This window comes from Streptomyces sp. NPDC001406 (assembly GCF_042895285.1).
Taxonomy (GTDB): Bacteria; Actinomycetota; Actinomycetes; order Streptomycetales; family Streptomycetaceae; genus Streptomyces.
On the sequence record NZ_JBIAWG010000014.1, the window covers coordinates 32,214 to 46,850 of the forward strand.

Annotated in this window: 14 protein-coding genes; 9 read left to right on the forward strand and 5 right to left on the reverse strand. The window is 70.5% G+C overall.

Annotation, left to right across the window (positions count from 1 at the left end):
* Positions 1 to 41 precede the first annotated feature (41 nt).
* The 6 genes from ACFY1J_RS31220 (at position 42) to ACFY1J_RS31245 (ending at position 7,099) form a co-directional block, all read left to right on the forward strand.
* On the forward strand, positions 42 to 998 hold the full coding sequence (locus ACFY1J_RS31220; RefSeq protein WP_390732409.1) for a hypothetical protein: 957 nt from the start codon (positions 42 to 44) through the stop codon (positions 996 to 998).
* Positions 999 to 1,022: 24 nt separating this feature from the next.
* Positions 1,023 to 2,207 carry a tyrosine recombinase XerC gene (xerC, locus tag ACFY1J_RS31225; RefSeq protein ID WP_390732410.1) on the forward strand — a complete coding sequence of 395 codons (1,185 nt, stop codon included), beginning with the start codon at positions 1,023 to 1,025 and terminating at the stop codon, positions 2,205 to 2,207.
* A 159-nt stretch (positions 2,208 to 2,366) separates the two neighbouring features.
* Positions 2,367 to 4,181 (forward strand): ABC transporter ATP-binding protein, encoded by a 1,815-nt coding sequence (locus ACFY1J_RS31230; RefSeq protein WP_390710489.1) that lies wholly within the window; start codon positions 2,367 to 2,369, stop codon positions 4,179 to 4,181.
* Positions 4,178 to 5,959: an ABC transporter ATP-binding protein gene (locus tag ACFY1J_RS31235; protein ID WP_390732411.1), complete on the forward strand. Its 1,782-nt coding sequence runs from the start codon at positions 4,178 to 4,180 to the stop codon at positions 5,957 to 5,959. The genes ACFY1J_RS31230 and ACFY1J_RS31235 overlap by 4 nt, the downstream gene beginning before the upstream one ends.
* A 345-nt stretch (positions 5,960 to 6,304) precedes the next feature.
* Positions 6,305 to 6,775: a DUF5709 domain-containing protein gene (locus ACFY1J_RS31240; RefSeq protein WP_390710487.1), complete on the forward strand. Its 471-nt coding sequence runs from the start codon at positions 6,305 to 6,307 to the stop codon at positions 6,773 to 6,775.
* 45 nt (positions 6,776 to 6,820) lie between these two features.
* On the forward strand, positions 6,821 to 7,099 hold the full coding sequence (locus ACFY1J_RS31245; RefSeq protein WP_390710486.1) for a type B 50S ribosomal protein L31: 279 nt from the start codon (positions 6,821 to 6,823) through the stop codon (positions 7,097 to 7,099).
* A gap of 14 nt (positions 7,100 to 7,113) precedes the next feature.
* Here the strand turns inward: ACFY1J_RS31245 and ACFY1J_RS31250 are convergent, their stop codons facing one another.
* Entirely contained in the window at positions 7,114 to 7,908 is a 795-nt protein-coding gene (locus ACFY1J_RS31250) for a metal-dependent hydrolase (RefSeq protein ID WP_390710485.1), read from the reverse strand.
* A 145-nt stretch (positions 7,909 to 8,053) separates the two neighbouring features.
* Here ACFY1J_RS31250 and ACFY1J_RS31255 point away from each other — a divergent pair, with 145 nt between their 5' ends.
* Together ACFY1J_RS31255 and ACFY1J_RS31260 are read left to right on the forward strand one after the other, a co-directional pair.
* On the forward strand, positions 8,054 to 10,567 hold the full coding sequence (locus tag ACFY1J_RS31255; protein ID WP_390710484.1) for a DEAD/DEAH box helicase: 2,514 nt from the start codon (positions 8,054 to 8,056) through the stop codon (positions 10,565 to 10,567).
* Positions 10,568 to 10,586: 19 nt separating this feature from the next.
* Entirely contained in the window at positions 10,587 to 11,450 is an 864-nt protein-coding gene (locus ACFY1J_RS31260) for an acyl-CoA thioesterase (RefSeq protein WP_390710483.1), read from the forward strand.
* A gap of 9 nt (positions 11,451 to 11,459) precedes the next feature.
* Here the strand turns inward: ACFY1J_RS31260 and ACFY1J_RS31265 are convergent, their stop codons facing one another.
* Both ACFY1J_RS31265 and ACFY1J_RS31270 read right to left on the reverse strand, forming a co-directional pair.
* Positions 11,460 to 12,359 carry a DUF6397 family protein gene (locus tag ACFY1J_RS31265; RefSeq protein WP_390732412.1) on the reverse strand — a complete coding sequence of 300 codons (900 nt, stop codon included), beginning with the start codon at positions 12,357 to 12,359 and terminating at the stop codon, positions 11,460 to 11,462.
* Positions 12,360 to 12,486: 127 nt separating this feature from the next.
* Entirely contained in the window at positions 12,487 to 12,900 is a 414-nt protein-coding gene (locus ACFY1J_RS31270) for a roadblock/LC7 domain-containing protein (RefSeq protein ID WP_263206034.1), read from the reverse strand.
* Positions 12,901 to 12,992: 92 nt separating this feature from the next.
* Here ACFY1J_RS31270 and ACFY1J_RS31275 point away from each other — a divergent pair, with 92 nt between their 5' ends.
* Positions 12,993 to 13,421: a PPOX class F420-dependent oxidoreductase gene (locus tag ACFY1J_RS31275; protein ID WP_390710481.1), complete on the forward strand. Its 429-nt coding sequence runs from the start codon at positions 12,993 to 12,995 to the stop codon at positions 13,419 to 13,421.
* 9 nt (positions 13,422 to 13,430) lie between these two features.
* Here the strand turns inward: ACFY1J_RS31275 and ACFY1J_RS31280 are convergent, their stop codons facing one another.
* Together ACFY1J_RS31280 and ACFY1J_RS31285 are read right to left on the reverse strand one after the other, a co-directional pair.
* Positions 13,431 to 14,036, reverse strand: coding sequence for an ATP/GTP-binding protein (locus tag ACFY1J_RS31280; RefSeq protein WP_390710480.1), 606 nt, complete (start codon positions 14,034 to 14,036; stop codon positions 13,431 to 13,433).
* Between the two features lie 182 nt (positions 14,037 to 14,218).
* Complete coding sequence (locus ACFY1J_RS31285; protein WP_390710479.1) at positions 14,219 to 14,632, reverse strand: DUF742 domain-containing protein; 414 nt, start codon at positions 14,630 to 14,632, stop codon at positions 14,219 to 14,221.
* Positions 14,633 to 14,637 lie beyond the last annotated feature (5 nt).

Sequence of the window (14,637 nt, forward strand, 5' to 3'; positions counted from 1 at the left end):
TGATGTTCGCAAGACCCGCGTGCACCCACCTGGGGATGAGGATGATCGAATTCATTCTCGCGGTCGCACTCGGCGTCTTAACCATCGTGATGGTTCTGCTTTTCCGGCGGATCAGCAGCATCGCGGGGCGCCAAGCCCGCTTTGACGACGCGATCCGGCAGCTCACCGATGTACACGTCGAGCTCTACCGCGAACTCACGATTCTCAGGCGCCGATCCAGCGGCGCCGCCCGGCCCGACACACACCTGTCCGAGAAACCGGCCGTCGTGGGCGGCGACCACCCGGGAAAAGAGCCCGAACCGGGTGACAGACCCGTCCGCGTCAAGAAGCACCTGCGCCTCTACAAGGGCGGCGCCATCGCCGTGGTCCTCGCATTACCCGGGCTCCTGCGCGAGGCCTTGCGGGAACACCGCGGCTACGTCGTCAGCACGGCGATCGGCGCGACGGCCGCCGGCGCCGCAACGGCCACTCTGCTCGTGATCACACCCTGGTATGCGGATGCCGACCACCGGCCGCCGTCCTCCGCACCGACGACGGCTCCCACCGCGACCGTCACACCGCCCCCGAACCCCCCGCTGGCGTCCAGCCAGAGCGGCCTGGCCCGGACCCCGTCGCCCGCTTCTGCGAGCGCGCCCGGCCCCAGCGAATCCGCCCGGCCAAGCTCTGTACCCACCACACCGGTGGCGCAGGTCGGCAAGGAGCCGACAGCCGCACCGGGCACCACAGTTGCCGGGCCCGGCCCGGGTATCACACCCACAGGCTCGCCCGACGAGCAGGAGTCCGAAGACCCGCAGGAGTCCCAGGACCTGGACGAGTCCGCGGACCTTGAGGACTCCCAGGACCCGGAGGACTCCGAGGACTTGGAGGATTCCCAGGACCAAGAAGCCCTTTGGAGCTCGCCGTTGCCCGCACCCGCCCGGAGCGGGCTCTGTGCCGGCGTCGGCGTCAGCCCGGTCCTGGACGTGGAACTCTGCCTCCCGTCCTTGGGAGGTGGATAGCCACCTGTCGAGAGAGAGGAACCAGTGGCAGAGATCAAGAAGATCGTCCTCAAGGGCGGTAAGACCAGATACCGCACCGTGATCGACATCGGCCGCGACGCTGACGGCAAGCGCAAGCAGCTGACCATCACCAAGGACACCAAGACCGAGGTAAAGAACGAAGTCGACCGCATCCGTGGGCAGATCACCGGCGGGACGTACATCGCGCCCAGCAAGACGACCGTGGCCAAGTGGATCGACGAGTGGCTTGAGCGCAAGGAGCGGGACGTCGAAGAGACCAGCCTGAACACCTACCGCCTCGCCCTCATCCACGTCCACGAGCACCTGGGGCACATCCGGCTCCAGGAGCTCACCGAGGACCAGGTGCAGAACTTCGTCGACACCCTCGTCGCCACGGGGCGCAGGACAGGCGGCACGCCGGGCACGCGGCTGGCCGTGACGACGGTCAGGTTCGTCCTGGCCCGGCTGCGCGAGGCCCTCGGGCGGGCCGTCGTGCGCGGGCTGATCCCCTCCAACCCCGCCCAGTACGTGAAGATCTCGCTGGCCGACAGGAAGACGGACAAGCGGCAGCGGCGCCGCGGGAAGCCGTGGACCGTCGGGGAGGTACAGCAGTTCATCAAGGGCATCGAGAGCGACCGCATGTATGCGGTGCTGCTGCTGTCCCTGATGGGCCTGCGCCCGGCCGAGGTGTGCGGCCTTCGGTGGTCGGACGTCGACCTGACGCTCGGCGCGCTGGAGACGGCCAATACCCGCACCATGATGGGCAACAGCAGGGTCGTCGAGAAGGACACCAAGTCGGAGGCCGGAGAGCGCGGCCTTCCCCTGCCGTCCAAGGCCGCCGACGCGCTGAAGAGGTTCCGGGCGAAGCAGGCCGCGGAGAAGCTGGCCGCGGGCGAGGCGTACACGGACTCCGGCTACGTCACGGTCGACGAGCTGGGCGCGGTCCTGAACATCCGCCAGCTGCGCATGTACGCCTACCGGTTGATGGGCGGCCTGGGCCTGCGCCGGGTGCGCCTGTACGACGCGCGGCACTCCTGCCTGACCTTCCTCGCCGTGTCCGGCGTCCCGGACGTGGTGCTGGCCGCGTGGGCCGGGCACACGAACGCCTCGTTCACGAAGAAGAAGTACGTCCACCCCGGCGTGGAAGATCTGCGCCCGGCCGCCGCTGCGTGGGACGTCTTCCACGGCGGGGATACCGCGGGGTCGTGAGTAATTGTGTGATTTCCTTCCCTGTGATCAAGGGGTGGGGCCTGTGATCTGGCCCGCTGCCTAGGTCCGTGGAAAACCGTTTGATTTCGACCACGCTCCGACGCGAACCTTTCACGGCTTGTTGCCGCTCCCCCACCTGACACGAGCCACTGGGACGTCATGCAGATTCAAGACCTTCCGTATCCCGACCCGGGCGTACCGGACGCTCGTTCGGGTCCCCGATTCCTGTGGTGGCTGGGGCGGAACCAACTGGGCGGACAGCTGAAGGCGCTGGCCTGGGGCCTGCTGCACTTCGTGTCCGTCTCCGCGCTGCCGTTCTGCGTCGGCCTCGCCGTCCAGGCGGTCGTCGACCGCTCCGGCACCCGGCTGGCCCTGACCGGCCTGCTGATGGTGCTGTGCGGTACGGGCATTGCCGTGGGCGACACCTTCCTGCACCGGACCGCAGTCACCAACTGGATCACGGCAGCCGCCCGCGTTCAGCAACTGCTCGCCCGCAAGGCCGCCCAGTTGGGCTCGGCGCTGACCCGGCGGGTGGCGGCCGGCGAAGTGGTGGCCGTCTCGACCGGCGACGTGGAAAAGATCGGCTGGTTCGTCGAGGCCGTGTCGCGTTTCACGGCGGCCGCGCTGACGGTCGTCGTGGTCTGCGTCGGCCTGGTCGTCTACCAGCCGGCGCTCGGCGTGATCGTCGCGGTCGGGCTGCCCGTGGTGGCGCTCGCCGTGCTGCCGCTGCTGCCCCGGGCGACCCGGCGCGCCGACCTCCAGCGCGAGAAGGCCGGCCGGGCCACCGAGCTGGCCTCGGACACCGTCGCCGGACTGCGCGTACTGCGCGGCATCGGCGGCGAGGACCTGTTCCTCGACCGCTACCGCCGCGCCTCGCAGGAGGTGCGGCACGCGGCCGTACGCAGCGCCCGGATGTGGTCCTTGATCTCCGCAATCCAGGTACTGCTGCCGGGGCTGCTGCTGATCGCGGTCGTCCGGCACGGCATCGACCTGGCCCACCAGGGCCGGATCACCGTCGGCGAACTCGTCACCGTCTACAGCGCGGTCATGATCCTCACCTACCCTCTGCGTCACTTCGAGGAGATCGCCATGGCGTACTCCTTCTCGCGCCCGTCGGCCAAACGGGCCGCGCGGGTACTGTCCCTGGAACGGGCCACGGACACCGCGGGGGCACGCGAGGCCCAGCTGCCGGGGGGCGACCTGTACGACCCGGCCACCGGACTGCTCGCGCCGAGCGGCCGGTTCACCGCCGTGGTGTGCGGCGACCCGGACGCGGCGGGGCGGCTCGCGGAACGGCTCGGCGGGCATCCCGCTGAGGCCGGTGTGCCGGTCCTGCTCGGGGGTGTGCCGCTCGACGAACTGCCCCTGGAATCCGCCCGCACCGCCGTCCTCGTCCAGGACAAGGACCCGGTGCTGCTGTCCGGTTCGCTGCGCGAGCTGCTCGACGTCCCCGCGTCCGGTGCCGTACGCGCCGAGGACGCGCTGGCGGCCGCGCAGTGCGGAGACGTCCTGGAGGCGCTCGCACAGGCGTCGCTGGACGCGGCCGGCCCGATGGACACCCGGATCACCGAGCGGGGACGCTCGTTGTCGGGCGGCCAGCGCCAGCGGCTCGCGCTGGCCCGGTCCCTGATCACCGACCCCGAGGTGCTCGTCCTGGACGAACCGACCTCCGCCGTCGACTCGCACACCGAGGCCCGCATCGCGGAGGGGGTGCGGCAGCTGCGGACGGGGCGCACGACCGTGGTGTTCACCTCGTCGCCTCTCCTGCTGGACCGGGCGGACCGGGTCGTCCTGGTGCACGAGGGCGAGGTCGCGGCGGTCGGTGTGCACCGCGAACTGGTGCACACGGAGCCCCGGTACCGGGCGGTCGTGACCCGCGAGACGGAGGACGGGACAGCCGCCCTGCGGGGTGTGCCGGACCACCACCAGGCCGCCCGGCGAGGGGCGTTCGAAGAGATCGAGGAGAGCGCATGATCGGCGTCGCGCCACCGGCGTACGACCCGGCAGCCCCGACGACGGCCACCACCCTGCCCGTCGGCGCCGCCGCGACCGTCCGCGACTATGTGGCCGAGCTGTTCCGCCGGCACCGCCGTGCCTTCCTGCTCCTCATCGGCGTCAACACCGTGGCCGTGGTGGCCTCCATGGCGGGCCCCTGTCTGCTGGGCGGGCTCGTCGAGAGGGTGTCCGACGGGGCGCGGGAGCTCCATCTCGGCCTGACCGTCGGGCTCTTCGTGCTGGCGCTGGTCGTGCAGGCCGTGTTCGTACGCGAAGTACGGCTGCGCGGCGCGATGCTCGGCGAACGGATGCTGGCCGACCTGCGCGAGGACTTCCTCGTGCGCTCGGTCGGCCTGCCGCCGGGCGTCCTGGAGCGGGCGGGCACGGGCGACCTCCTCTCGCGGATCACCACGGACATCGACCGGCTCGGCAACGCCATGCGCGAGGCGGTGCCGCAGCTGGCCATCGGCTCCGTGTGGGTCGTGCTGCTGCTCGGCGGGCTGGTCGTCACCGCGCCGCCGCTCGCGGCCGCGGTGCTGCTCGCCGTACCGGTGCTGGTCGTGGGGTGCCGCTGGTACTTCAGGCGGGCACCGTCCGGCTACCGCTCGGAGGCCGCCGGATACGCCGCCGTGGCCGCCTCGCTCGCCGAGACCGTGGATGCCGGCCGCACCATCGAGGCGCACCGCCTCGGCGACCGTCGCGTCGCCCTGTCGGATCGGCGGATCAAGGAGTGGACGGCCTGGGAGCGGTACACCCTGTGGCTGAGGTCCGTGCTCTTCCCGGTGATCAGCACCGTGCACGTGCTGGTGCTCGGCTCGGTGCTGATGGCCGGCGGGGTCTTCGTCCTGAACGGCTGGATCGACGTGGGTCAGCTGACGACCGGCGCGCTCATCGCCCAGATGCTCGTCGACCCGGTGAACCTGATCCTCCGCTGGTACGACGAGGTACAGGTCGCCCAGGTGTCGCTGGCCCGCCTGGTCGGTGTCCGCGACATCGAGCCGGAGGCCGGGGACGCCTCGCTGACCCCCGACGGACGCGACGTGCACGCGGACCGGGTGCACTTCGGCTACCGCGAGGGCGTCGACGTCCTGCGCAAGGTGTCGCTGGAGGTCGCGCCCGGCACCCGGCTGGCCCTGGTCGGCCCGTCCGGCGCGGGCAAGTCCACGCTGGGCAGGCTGCTCGCCGGCATCTACGCGCCCCGGGACGGCCGGATCACCCTGGGCGGCGCCGAACTGTCCCGGATGCCCGCGGAACGGGTCCGCTCCCACGTCGCCCTCGTCAACCAGGAACACCACGTGTTCGTGGGCTCCCTGCGCGACAACCTCCTGCTCGCCCGCACCGACGCCGTCGACGCCGAGCTGTGGGCGGCCCTGGGCGCGGTGGACGCGGACGCCTGGGCGCGGGCGCTGGACGACGGCCTGGACACCGAGGTCGGTTCGGGCGGTGTGGCGCTCACCCCGGCCCAGGCCCAGCAGATCGCGCTGGCCCGGCTGGTCCTGGCCGACCCGCACACGCTCGTCCTGGACGAGGCGACCTCGCTCCTCGACCCGCGCGCGGCCCGCCATCTGGAGCGGTCCCTCGCCCGCGTCCTCGACGGCCGCACCGTGGTCGCCATCGCCCACCGCCTGCACACCGCCCATGACGCCGACGTCATCGCCGTCGTCGAGAACGGCCGCATCAGCGAGCTCGGCAGCCACGACCAGCTCGTAGCGGCGGACGGAGCCTACGCGGCGCTTTGGCGGTCCTGGCACGGGTGAGCGAACAGGCAGGTCACCGGGCCCATGACAGCCGGCCGGGGTGGGGCGGGAGCCACCCCGGCAAAGCCGCCGGTCCGGAAGCGGCCGGCCCGGACAGCGGCATGCCCGCCCCGCGCCGGGCCGCCCTGCCTGCCGCCTCGGACCGTGGCGCGGACATGCACCCCCAGGCCAGGGCCCGTGCCGTTGCGCGGTGCCGAACCGGGGTGGAAGGCTGGAGGGCAGCACCGGTTCGGGGGACGCCCGGGAACCGTCCGGTTCGAGCCGGGTGAAACTCGTGCCGCGCGCGCCGACGGCCCTGCGCCGACCGTGGTGAGAAGGAGCCGTCCCCAGCACCTGGAGGTACCCGTGGACAGCGCCGACGGATGGGGAGACGACGTCTACCAGCCCGATGGATCCGAGATCCAGGAGGACTCGGGGCTGCTCGACGCGGAGGACACGCTGGTCGCCGACGGTGTCGACGATCCCCTCGACCGGGGCTGGTCCCCTCCCGAGCGGCCTTGGGCCGTGGAGCACACCGGCGTGACGGCGGCGGAGCGCCACCAGGGCGAGACCCTGGACCAGCGCCTCGCCGAGGAGCTGCCCGATCTCGCCGCACCGGACGACGACGGCATCGGCGACTGCCAGGGCACCGACGGCGAACTCCTGGACAACGAGGTCGGCGGGCTCCGCTCCGGCCGCCTCGTGGCACCCGACGAAGGCGCGCACGAGGACGAGGAAAGCGCCCTGGTCGCCACGGACGTCGGGATCGACGGCGCCGGCGCCTCCGCCGAGGAGGCCGCGATGCACATCGTGGACGAGGACACCTACTACGGCTGACCCCGACGTCCACGGCCCGCCTGCCGCCCCGTGCGAGGAGCATCCATGCAGCAGGACAAGCACCCCGACTACCGTCCCGTGGTCTTCCGCGACCGTTCCGCCGGATACGCCTTTCTGACCCGGTCCACCGCGACCAGCGACCAGACCATCGAGTGGGACGACGGCGAGACGTACCCCGTGGTCGACGTCGAGATCTCCTCGGAGAGCCACCCCTTCTACACGGGCAAGGCCCGCACGGTTGACTCGGAAGGCCGCGTCGCGCGCTTCGAGCGGCGCTACGGCGGGGCCGGGCAGGCCCCCGGCGGGAGCCGAGGAGCCGACTGACCCCGGCCCGGCCGTCAGATCACATTGAGGGCGGCCGCGCAGCCCACTCCCCCGAGCAGCATGAAGGCCGGCATCAGCACCTTGAGCTCGACCCAGCTGCCCGCCCGGAACCGCATGCCCTTCGGCGGACCCACCGGGTACCAGCGCTTGCGGCCCACCGGGATCGGCCACAGGATCGGGCAGCCGGAGACGGTCAGCGCGTCCCCGATGTCGTGCACCAGCGCCCCCAGTACGACCGGCAGCCCCAGCCACAGGTACTCCTGGCCCGGCGCGGTGAACAGCCAGTCCGAGCCGTTGCCCGGTTTGTCCAGGACGCCCGCGAGGATCCACGCGCTCGTCGCCGCCAGCAGCCAGACCAGGACGTCGGCGCTGGAGCCGCGGGCCGCCCGCCACAGCAGGCCCTCGATCGCCAGCACCATGTGCGCGAACAGGATCGCCAGCACCGCCCAGCGGCCGCCGGTGATCGCCGCCGCCGAACAGCCCGCGCCGATCAGAGCCGCCCACAGCCAGGTGTGCGTCAGCGTCCGGTGTCCACCGGAGCGGCGCGGGTCGCCCTGCTTCCTGGTGGCCTTGTAGACGGCGTACGACAGCTTGTCGACGATCTCGCAGAGCCAGCGCGACAGCGGCCCGAAGGCGCGCGAGATGGTGGCCGCCTTGTGGTCGAGGTCGGGGGCGAGCGCCGCGCCGGCACAGATCAGGGCCCCGACCAGCACGACCGGCCAGGGCATGGGGTGCCCGGCCGCGGCGGCCGCCGCTCCGACGCCGAGCCAGGCGGCGGCTCCCGACAGTGAGTGTGCTGGTCCCATCATGGCCGTTCCCCGCCCCATTCCTCGTGTGCCGCTGTCCAGTTGACCGGGTGCATTGACGCTCCGTCGGCGCCACAGCGTAGCTGCCGTGATCTTCGCACCCGCAGCCGATTCACCCATCGGCCGGGAGGCCAGGCAAGATGGGTGCGTGACCCTCATCGATCAGCTGCCGCCGACCGCCGACCCCGACGCCCTCTACGAAGCCTTCGAGTCGTGGGCACAGGAGCGGGGTCTCACGCTCTACCCCCACCAGGAGGAGGCGCTGATCGAGGTGGTCTCCGGCGCGAACGTGATCGTGTCGACGCCCACCGGCTCCGGCAAGAGCATGATCGCCGCGGGCGCCCACTTCGCCGCCCTGGCCCGGGACGAGGTCACCTTCTACACGGCCCCGATCAAGGCGCTGGTGTCGGAGAAGTTCTTCGAGCTGTGCAAGCTCTTCGGCACCGAGAACGTCGGCATGCTGACCGGCGACGCGTCCGTCAACGCCGACGCTCCCGTCATCTGCTGCACCGCCGAGGTGCTCGCGTCCATCGCGCTGCGCGACGGCAAGGACGCGGACGTCGGCCAGGTCGTCATGGACGAGTTCCACTTCTACGCGGAGGGCGACCGCGGCTGGGCCTGGCAGATCCCCCTGCTCGAACTCCCGCAGGCGCAGTTCATCCTGATGTCGGCCACGCTCGGCGACGTCTCCTTCTTCGAGAAGGACCTCACCCGCCGCACCGGCCGCCCGACCTCGGTGGTGCGCTCCGCCACCCGCCCGGTGCCCCTCTCCTACGAGTACAAGTTCACCCCGCTCACGGAGACGCTCACGGACCTGCTGGAGACCAGGCAGGCGCCGGTCTACATCGTCCACTTCACCCAGGCGCAGGCCGTGGAGCGGGCGCAGGCGCTCATGAGCATCAACATGTGCTCGCGCGAGGAGAAGGACCAGATCGCCGAACTGATCGGCAACTTCCGCTTCACCACCAAGTTCGGCCGCAACCTGTCCCGTTACGTCCGCCATGGCATCGGTGTCCATCACGCCGGCATGCTGCCCAAGTACCGGCGCCTGGTGGAGAAGCTCGCACAGGCCGGTCTGCTGAAGGTCATCTGCGGCACCGACACCCTCGGCGTGGGCGTCAACGTCCCCATCCGGACGGTGCTGTTCACGGCCCTGACCAAGTACGACGGCAACCGCGTGCGCACCCTGCGCGCCCGTGAGTTCCACCAGATCGCGGGCCGGGCCGGGCGGGCCGGGTTCGACACGGCCGGACTCGTGGTCGCGCAGGCGCCCGAGCACGTCATCGAGAACGAGAAGGCGCTCGCGAAGGCGGGTGACGACCCGAAGAAGCGCCGCAAGGTCGTCCGCAAGAAGGCGCCCGAGGGGTTCGTCGCCTGGACGGAGAACACCTTCGAGAAGCTGATCGCCTCCGAGCCGGAACCGCTGACGTCCCGCTTCCGTGTGACGCACACGATGCTGCTGTCGGTGATCGCCCGGCCCGGCAACGCCTTCGACGCGATGCGGCGACTGCTGGAGGACAACCACGAGCCGCGCAAGCAGCAGCTCAGGCACATCCGGCGGGCCATCGCCATCTACCGCTCGCTGCTCGACGGCGGCATCGTCGAGAAGCTCGACGAGCCCGACGCCGAGGGCCGCATCGTCCGCCTCACGGTCGACCTCCAACAGGACTTCGCGCTCAACCAGCCGCTGTCCACGTTCGCGCTCGCCGCGTTCGAACTGCTGGACCCGGAGTCGCCGTCCTACGCCCTGGACATGGTGTCCGTCGTGGAGTCCACGCTGGACGACCCGCGCCAGATCCTGGTTGCCCAGCAGAACAAGGCGCGCGGCGAGGCGGTGGCCGCGATGAAGGCGGACGGTGTCGAGTACGAGGAGCGCATGGAGCGCCTCCAGGACGTCACCTGGCCGAAGCCGCTGGAGGAGCTGCTCTTCCACGCGTACAACACCTACCGCAAGAGCCACCCCTGGGTCGGCGACCATCCGCTGTCGCCAAAGTCCGTCATCCGTGACATGTACGAACGGGCCCTTTCCTTCACGGAGTTGGTGTCCTTCTACGAGCTGGCCCGCATCGAGGGCATTGTGCTGCGCTACCTGGCCGGCGCCTACAAGACCCTGGACCACACCGTCCCGGACGACATCAAGTCGGAGGACCTCCAGGATCTGGTCGAGTGGCTGGGCGAGATGGTGCGCCAGGTCGACTCCAGCCTGCTGGACGAGTGGGAGCAGTTGGCCAACCCGGAGGAGATGACCGCCGAGGAGGCCCAGGAGAAGGCCGACGAGGTGAAGCCGGTGACCACCAACGCGCGCGCCTTCCGCGTGCTGGTCCGCAACGCGATGTTCCGCCGCGTGGAGCTCGCCGCCCTCGACCAGGTCGACGAACTGGGCGAGATGGACGCCGAGTCCGGCTGGGACGCGCAGGCCTGGGGCGAGGCGATGGACAAGTACTGGGACGAGTACGAGGACCTGGGCACCGGCCCCGACGCCCGCGGCCCCAAGCTGCTCGTGATCCAGGAGGAGCCGCAGAACGGGCTGTGGCGCGTCCGCCAGATCTTCGACGACCCGAACGACGACCACGACTGGGGCATCAGCGCGGAGGTCGACCTCGCGGCCTCCGACACGGAGGGCCGTGCGGTCGTCCGTGTGACCGACGTCGGCCAGCTGTGAACACAGGAGAATGCCGCCCATGACGAACCCGGCCGAGAGGCTCGTCGACCTGCTCGACCTGGAGCAGATCGAGGTCAACATCTTCCGTGGCCGCAGCCCCCAGGAATCCCTCCAGCGGGTCTTCGGCGGCCAGGTGGCGGGCCAGGCGATGGTCGCCGCGGGGCGCACCACGGACGGCGAGCGTCCGGTGCACTCGCTGCACGCGTACTTCCTGCGCCCGGGCCGTCCGGGCGTGCCGATCGTGTACCAGGTGGAGCGGGTCCGGGACGGGCGGTCGTTCACGACGCGGCGGGTCACCGCCGTACAGCAGGGCCGCACGATCTTCAATCTCACCGCCTCCTTTCACATGCCTGAGGAAGGACCTTTCGAGCACCAGCTGCCGACCCGTGACGTGCCGGACCCGGAGTCCCTGCCGACGGTCACGGAGGAGATCCGCAAGCATCTGGGCGCTCTGCCGGAGCAGTTGGAGCGGATGGCACGCCGTCAGCCCTTCGACATCCGTTACGTCGACCGGCTGCGGTGGAATCCCGACGAGGTCAAAGGCGCGGAGCCGCGCAGCGCGGTGTGGATGCGCGCGGTCGGGCCTCTGGGCGACGACCCGCTGGTGCACACCTGCGCGCTGACCTACGCCAGCGACATGACTCTCCTGGACGCGGTCCGCATACCCGTCGAACCCCTGTGGGGCGCGCGGAACTTCGACATGGCCTCACTGGACCACGCCATGTGGTTCCACCGGCCGTTCCGCGCGGACGAGTGGTTCCTGTACGACCAGGAGTCGCCGATCGCGACGGGCGGCCGCGGTCTGGCTCGCGGGCGCATCTACGACCTGGAGGGGCGCCTGCTCGTTTCGGTCGTCCAGGAGGGTCTGTTCAGGGCCCTGTAGGCCGGGGCTTCACAGTTCCGCGGGCCGGAGGCTTCTGCGGCGCAGCCGGCCCAGCAACCCGCGCGGCCGCTCCGGCGCTTCGGGCATAGGTGCGGGTGTGGGTGCCGTCGGGTCGTGTCGCGGTGCGGGACGCGGAGCGGGTCGGTAGGCGCGGGCCTCCTCCAGTCCTCGGGCCAGGTCGCTCCTCAGCCAGCCGAGCTCGTCCAGGTCGTTCGCCGTCATGATCTTCTCGGCGAGATGCGCCGAGGGCGATCCCGGTGCCCCGTGGGCAGGTGGCGCCGGGCGGAACCGGTTCAGATGGGAGCGCTCGTACGGGTCCTTGACCACGTCCGCGATATGGGCGGGGTCGAGGAACGCGGCGAAGGCTCCGGCGCGCTCCCAGGGATCGCCGGCCTGGCGGAGCAGGAAGCCGAGGTGACGTCCGCGCCAGTTCCGGGCGCGCAGATCCAGACCGGTGTCCAGTTGCGAACGCAGCACCTCGGGCGTACGTCCGGTCAGCAGGGACGCATTCTTCTCGTCGGCCGCGAACTCCCGCAGTTCCTCGGCAAGATAGAGCCAGACCACGGCTCGATAGCGATTCAAATAAAACTTCACCGGAACCACCAGCCCCAGGCGCGCAAAGCGGGTGAACCTGGTGGCCGACACGTTCATGATCTCCGCGCCTTCGGTGGTGCCCACGGCCTTGACGCTGTCGCGGAGCGCTTCGGGAAACCCCTCCCCCGAGCGCAGCCGGTCGATCTCGGCGCGCTCGACCCGGCGGCCTCCGCCTCCTCCCTCGTCCGGCACGGTCCTGATACGGCCGAGGTGCACGGCGAGGTCGAACTCACCTCGTTTCAGACTCAGTTCGCGTGCGGCGCGGCTCGGCGCGCAGGTGAGGGAACGCGGCTGAGTGACGGTGTTGCCTGACATGGTCGTACTCCCCCGTGGAGTCGGTGGCTCACGCCGTGTGCGCTCGCCGTGAAAAAAACCGTAGCCGGTTTGGCGAATCGCGTGGCAAGCCTGTGGATAACTCCGAGGGGTATGAAAAATGCGCAGGTCAGAGGTCTGCTGGGGAGGTTCGCTCGGGGCGTCGGGCGTCCACGCCGAGATGTTCGCCGACCCGGTTGACGAGCAGGGTCATCTCGTAGGCGATCTGACCGATGTCGGCCTCCGCGCCGCTGAGCACGCACAGACAACTGCCGGTGCCGGCCGCGGTGACGAACAGGACGGCGTCGTCGTACTCGATCATGGTCTGGCGCACCGTGCCCGCGCCGAAGTGGCGTCCCGAACCCTTGGCCAGGCTGTGCAGTCCGGAAGCGACGGCGGCGAGGTGCTCGGCGTCCTCGCGGCGAAGGCCGGTGCTCGCCCCGGTCACCAGGCCGTCGTTCGACAGGACCAGCGCGTGGCGTACGTGTTCCACGCGCTCCGTCAGGTCGTCGAGCAGCCAGCCGAGTCCCTGGTTCTGCGCCATGCTCCGTCTCCCCGTGTGATGTCTCCCCCTGGCCGGAGGGTCTGTCCGCCAGCCTTCCCCACGACCGCCGTCCGGGCAAGGAGGATGGGGGCATGGCACAGAAGATGACCGACGAGGAATGGCGGGCGTTCGTCTCGCACGGCACCCGCACCGGCAAGCTGGCGACCGTACGGGCAGACGGGAGCCCGCATGTGGCCCCCATCTGGTTCCTGCTGGATGGGGACGAAGTGGTCTTCAACACCGGCAAGGAGACCGTGAAGGGGCGCAATCTCGCCCGTGACGGACGGATCGCCCTGTGCGTGGACGACGACCGGCCGCCGTTCCACTTCGTGGTCCTGAACGGTCGTGCCCGGGTGTCGGAGGACCTCGACGAAGTACGGGCCTGGGCGACCCGGATCGCGGCGCGGTACATGGGTGAGGAGCGCGCCGAGGAGTTCGGCGCCCGCAACGGCGTTCCGGGTGAGCTCGTGGTCCGCGTCGCCGTCGACAACGTCGTGGCGGTGAAGGACCTGTCGGCCTGAGGCGCCCGCTCAGCTCACGGAGTCGAGGAGCCGGGCGGTGTGCATCCGCCCGGCGTATTCGACGAGGCGGATCAGTACTTCCTTGCCCGAGTCCCGGTCGCGGGCGTCGCAGAGGACCACCGGTGTTCCCCGGTCGAGATCGAGGGCGTGGGAGACGTCGTGGGGGCCGTAGGTGCGGGCGCCGGCGAAGCAGTTGACGGCCACGACGAACGGGATGCGCCGGTGCTCGAAGTAGTCCACCGCCGGGAAGCAGTCCTCCAGCCGCCGGGTGTCCGCGAGCACCACGGCGCCGAGTGCTCCCTGCGACAGCTCGTCCCAGAGGAACCAGAACCGGTCCTGGCCGGGTGTGCCGAAGAGGTACAGGGAGAGGCCGTCGCGGATGGTGATGCGCCCGAAGTCCATGGCGACGGTCGTGGTGAGCTTCTGGTCCACGCCGTCCGTGTCGTCCACCAACTGGCCTGCCTCGCTGAGCAGTTCCTCGGTGCGCAGCGGCTTGATCTCGCTGACCGCTCCCACCAGGGTGGTCTTGCCGACGCCGAATCCGCCGGCGACCAGTATCTTCAGCGCCAGGGCGGACGTCTCGCCATGCGTGGCATCGGAATGCTCGGAGACCATGATCACTTCTCTCGGGAGTGCCGACTGTGTGCGACGTCTGTGTGCGAAGTCAGCATCATGACAACTGACGTTCACTTCCGAGGGATTGCACCGATATCGTCACCATCCGACCGGATCGGGCCGGTTGTCGGCGGAAGGGAGTGCAACCCTGTGCCGTACCGCGGCTGGTTCTGAACCTTCATCTACAGCGCCCGCAGTCCCTCGATGACCTCGCGGAGAATCCGTTCATCGGGCAGTTGCGCCGGTGGCACCGGGCGGCTGACGGTGACACAGCCCAGTTCCAGGAGGTCACCGAGGAGCACCCTGACCACACCCACGGGAAGGTCGGCGCCCGCGGCGAGCTCGGCGACGGACTGGGATTCCGTGCGGCACAGGTCGAGGAGCGCCCGGTGCTCGGGCCCGAGCCCGGGGTCGTCGTGGGCGGCGGGCGCGGCGGAGTCGAGCGTCACAAGCGCGATCAGGTCGAACCGCACTCCGGTGGGCCCGGGGCTGGTACGTCCGCCGGTCATGGCGTACGGGCGGACCAGGGGCCCGGCCTCGCTGTCGTACCACTGGCTGTCCTGCTCCCGCGGGGCGCCCCTCATGTCCTGGGTCATCGGTG

Bases quoted from the DNA above. Each gene is read 5' to 3' on its own strand.
- ACFY1J_RS31220 (WP_390732409.1), top strand. From the start codon at position 42: ATGATCGAATTCATTCTCGCGGTCGCACTCGGCGTCTTAACCATCGTG.
- ACFY1J_RS31230 (WP_390710489.1), top strand. From the start codon at position 2,367: ATGCAGATTCAAGACCTTCCGTATCCCGACCCGGGCGTACCGGACGCT.
- ACFY1J_RS31235 (WP_390732411.1), top strand. From the start codon at position 4,178: ATGATCGGCGTCGCGCCACCGGCGTACGACCCGGCAGCCCCGACGACG.
- ACFY1J_RS31245 (WP_390710486.1), top strand. From the start codon at position 6,821: ATGCAGCAGGACAAGCACCCCGACTACCGTCCCGTGGTCTTCCGCGAC.
- ACFY1J_RS31250 (WP_390710485.1), bottom strand. From the start codon at position 7,908: ATGATGGGACCAGCACACTCACTGTCGGGAGCCGCCGCCTGGCTCGGC.
- ACFY1J_RS31260 (WP_390710483.1), top strand. From the start codon at position 10,587: ATGACGAACCCGGCCGAGAGGCTCGTCGACCTGCTCGACCTGGAGCAG.
- ACFY1J_RS31265 (WP_390732412.1), bottom strand. From the start codon at position 12,359: ATGTCAGGCAACACCGTCACTCAGCCGCGTTCCCTCACCTGCGCGCCG.
- ACFY1J_RS31270 (WP_263206034.1), bottom strand. From the start codon at position 12,900: ATGGCGCAGAACCAGGGACTCGGCTGGCTGCTCGACGACCTGACGGAG.
- ACFY1J_RS31275 (WP_390710481.1), top strand. From the start codon at position 12,993: ATGGCACAGAAGATGACCGACGAGGAATGGCGGGCGTTCGTCTCGCAC.
- ACFY1J_RS31280 (WP_390710480.1), bottom strand. From the start codon at position 14,036: ATGGTCTCCGAGCATTCCGATGCCACGCATGGCGAGACGTCCGCCCTG.
- ACFY1J_RS31285 (WP_390710479.1), bottom strand. From the start codon at position 14,632: ATGACCCAGGACATGAGGGGCGCCCCGCGGGAGCAGGACAGCCAGTGG.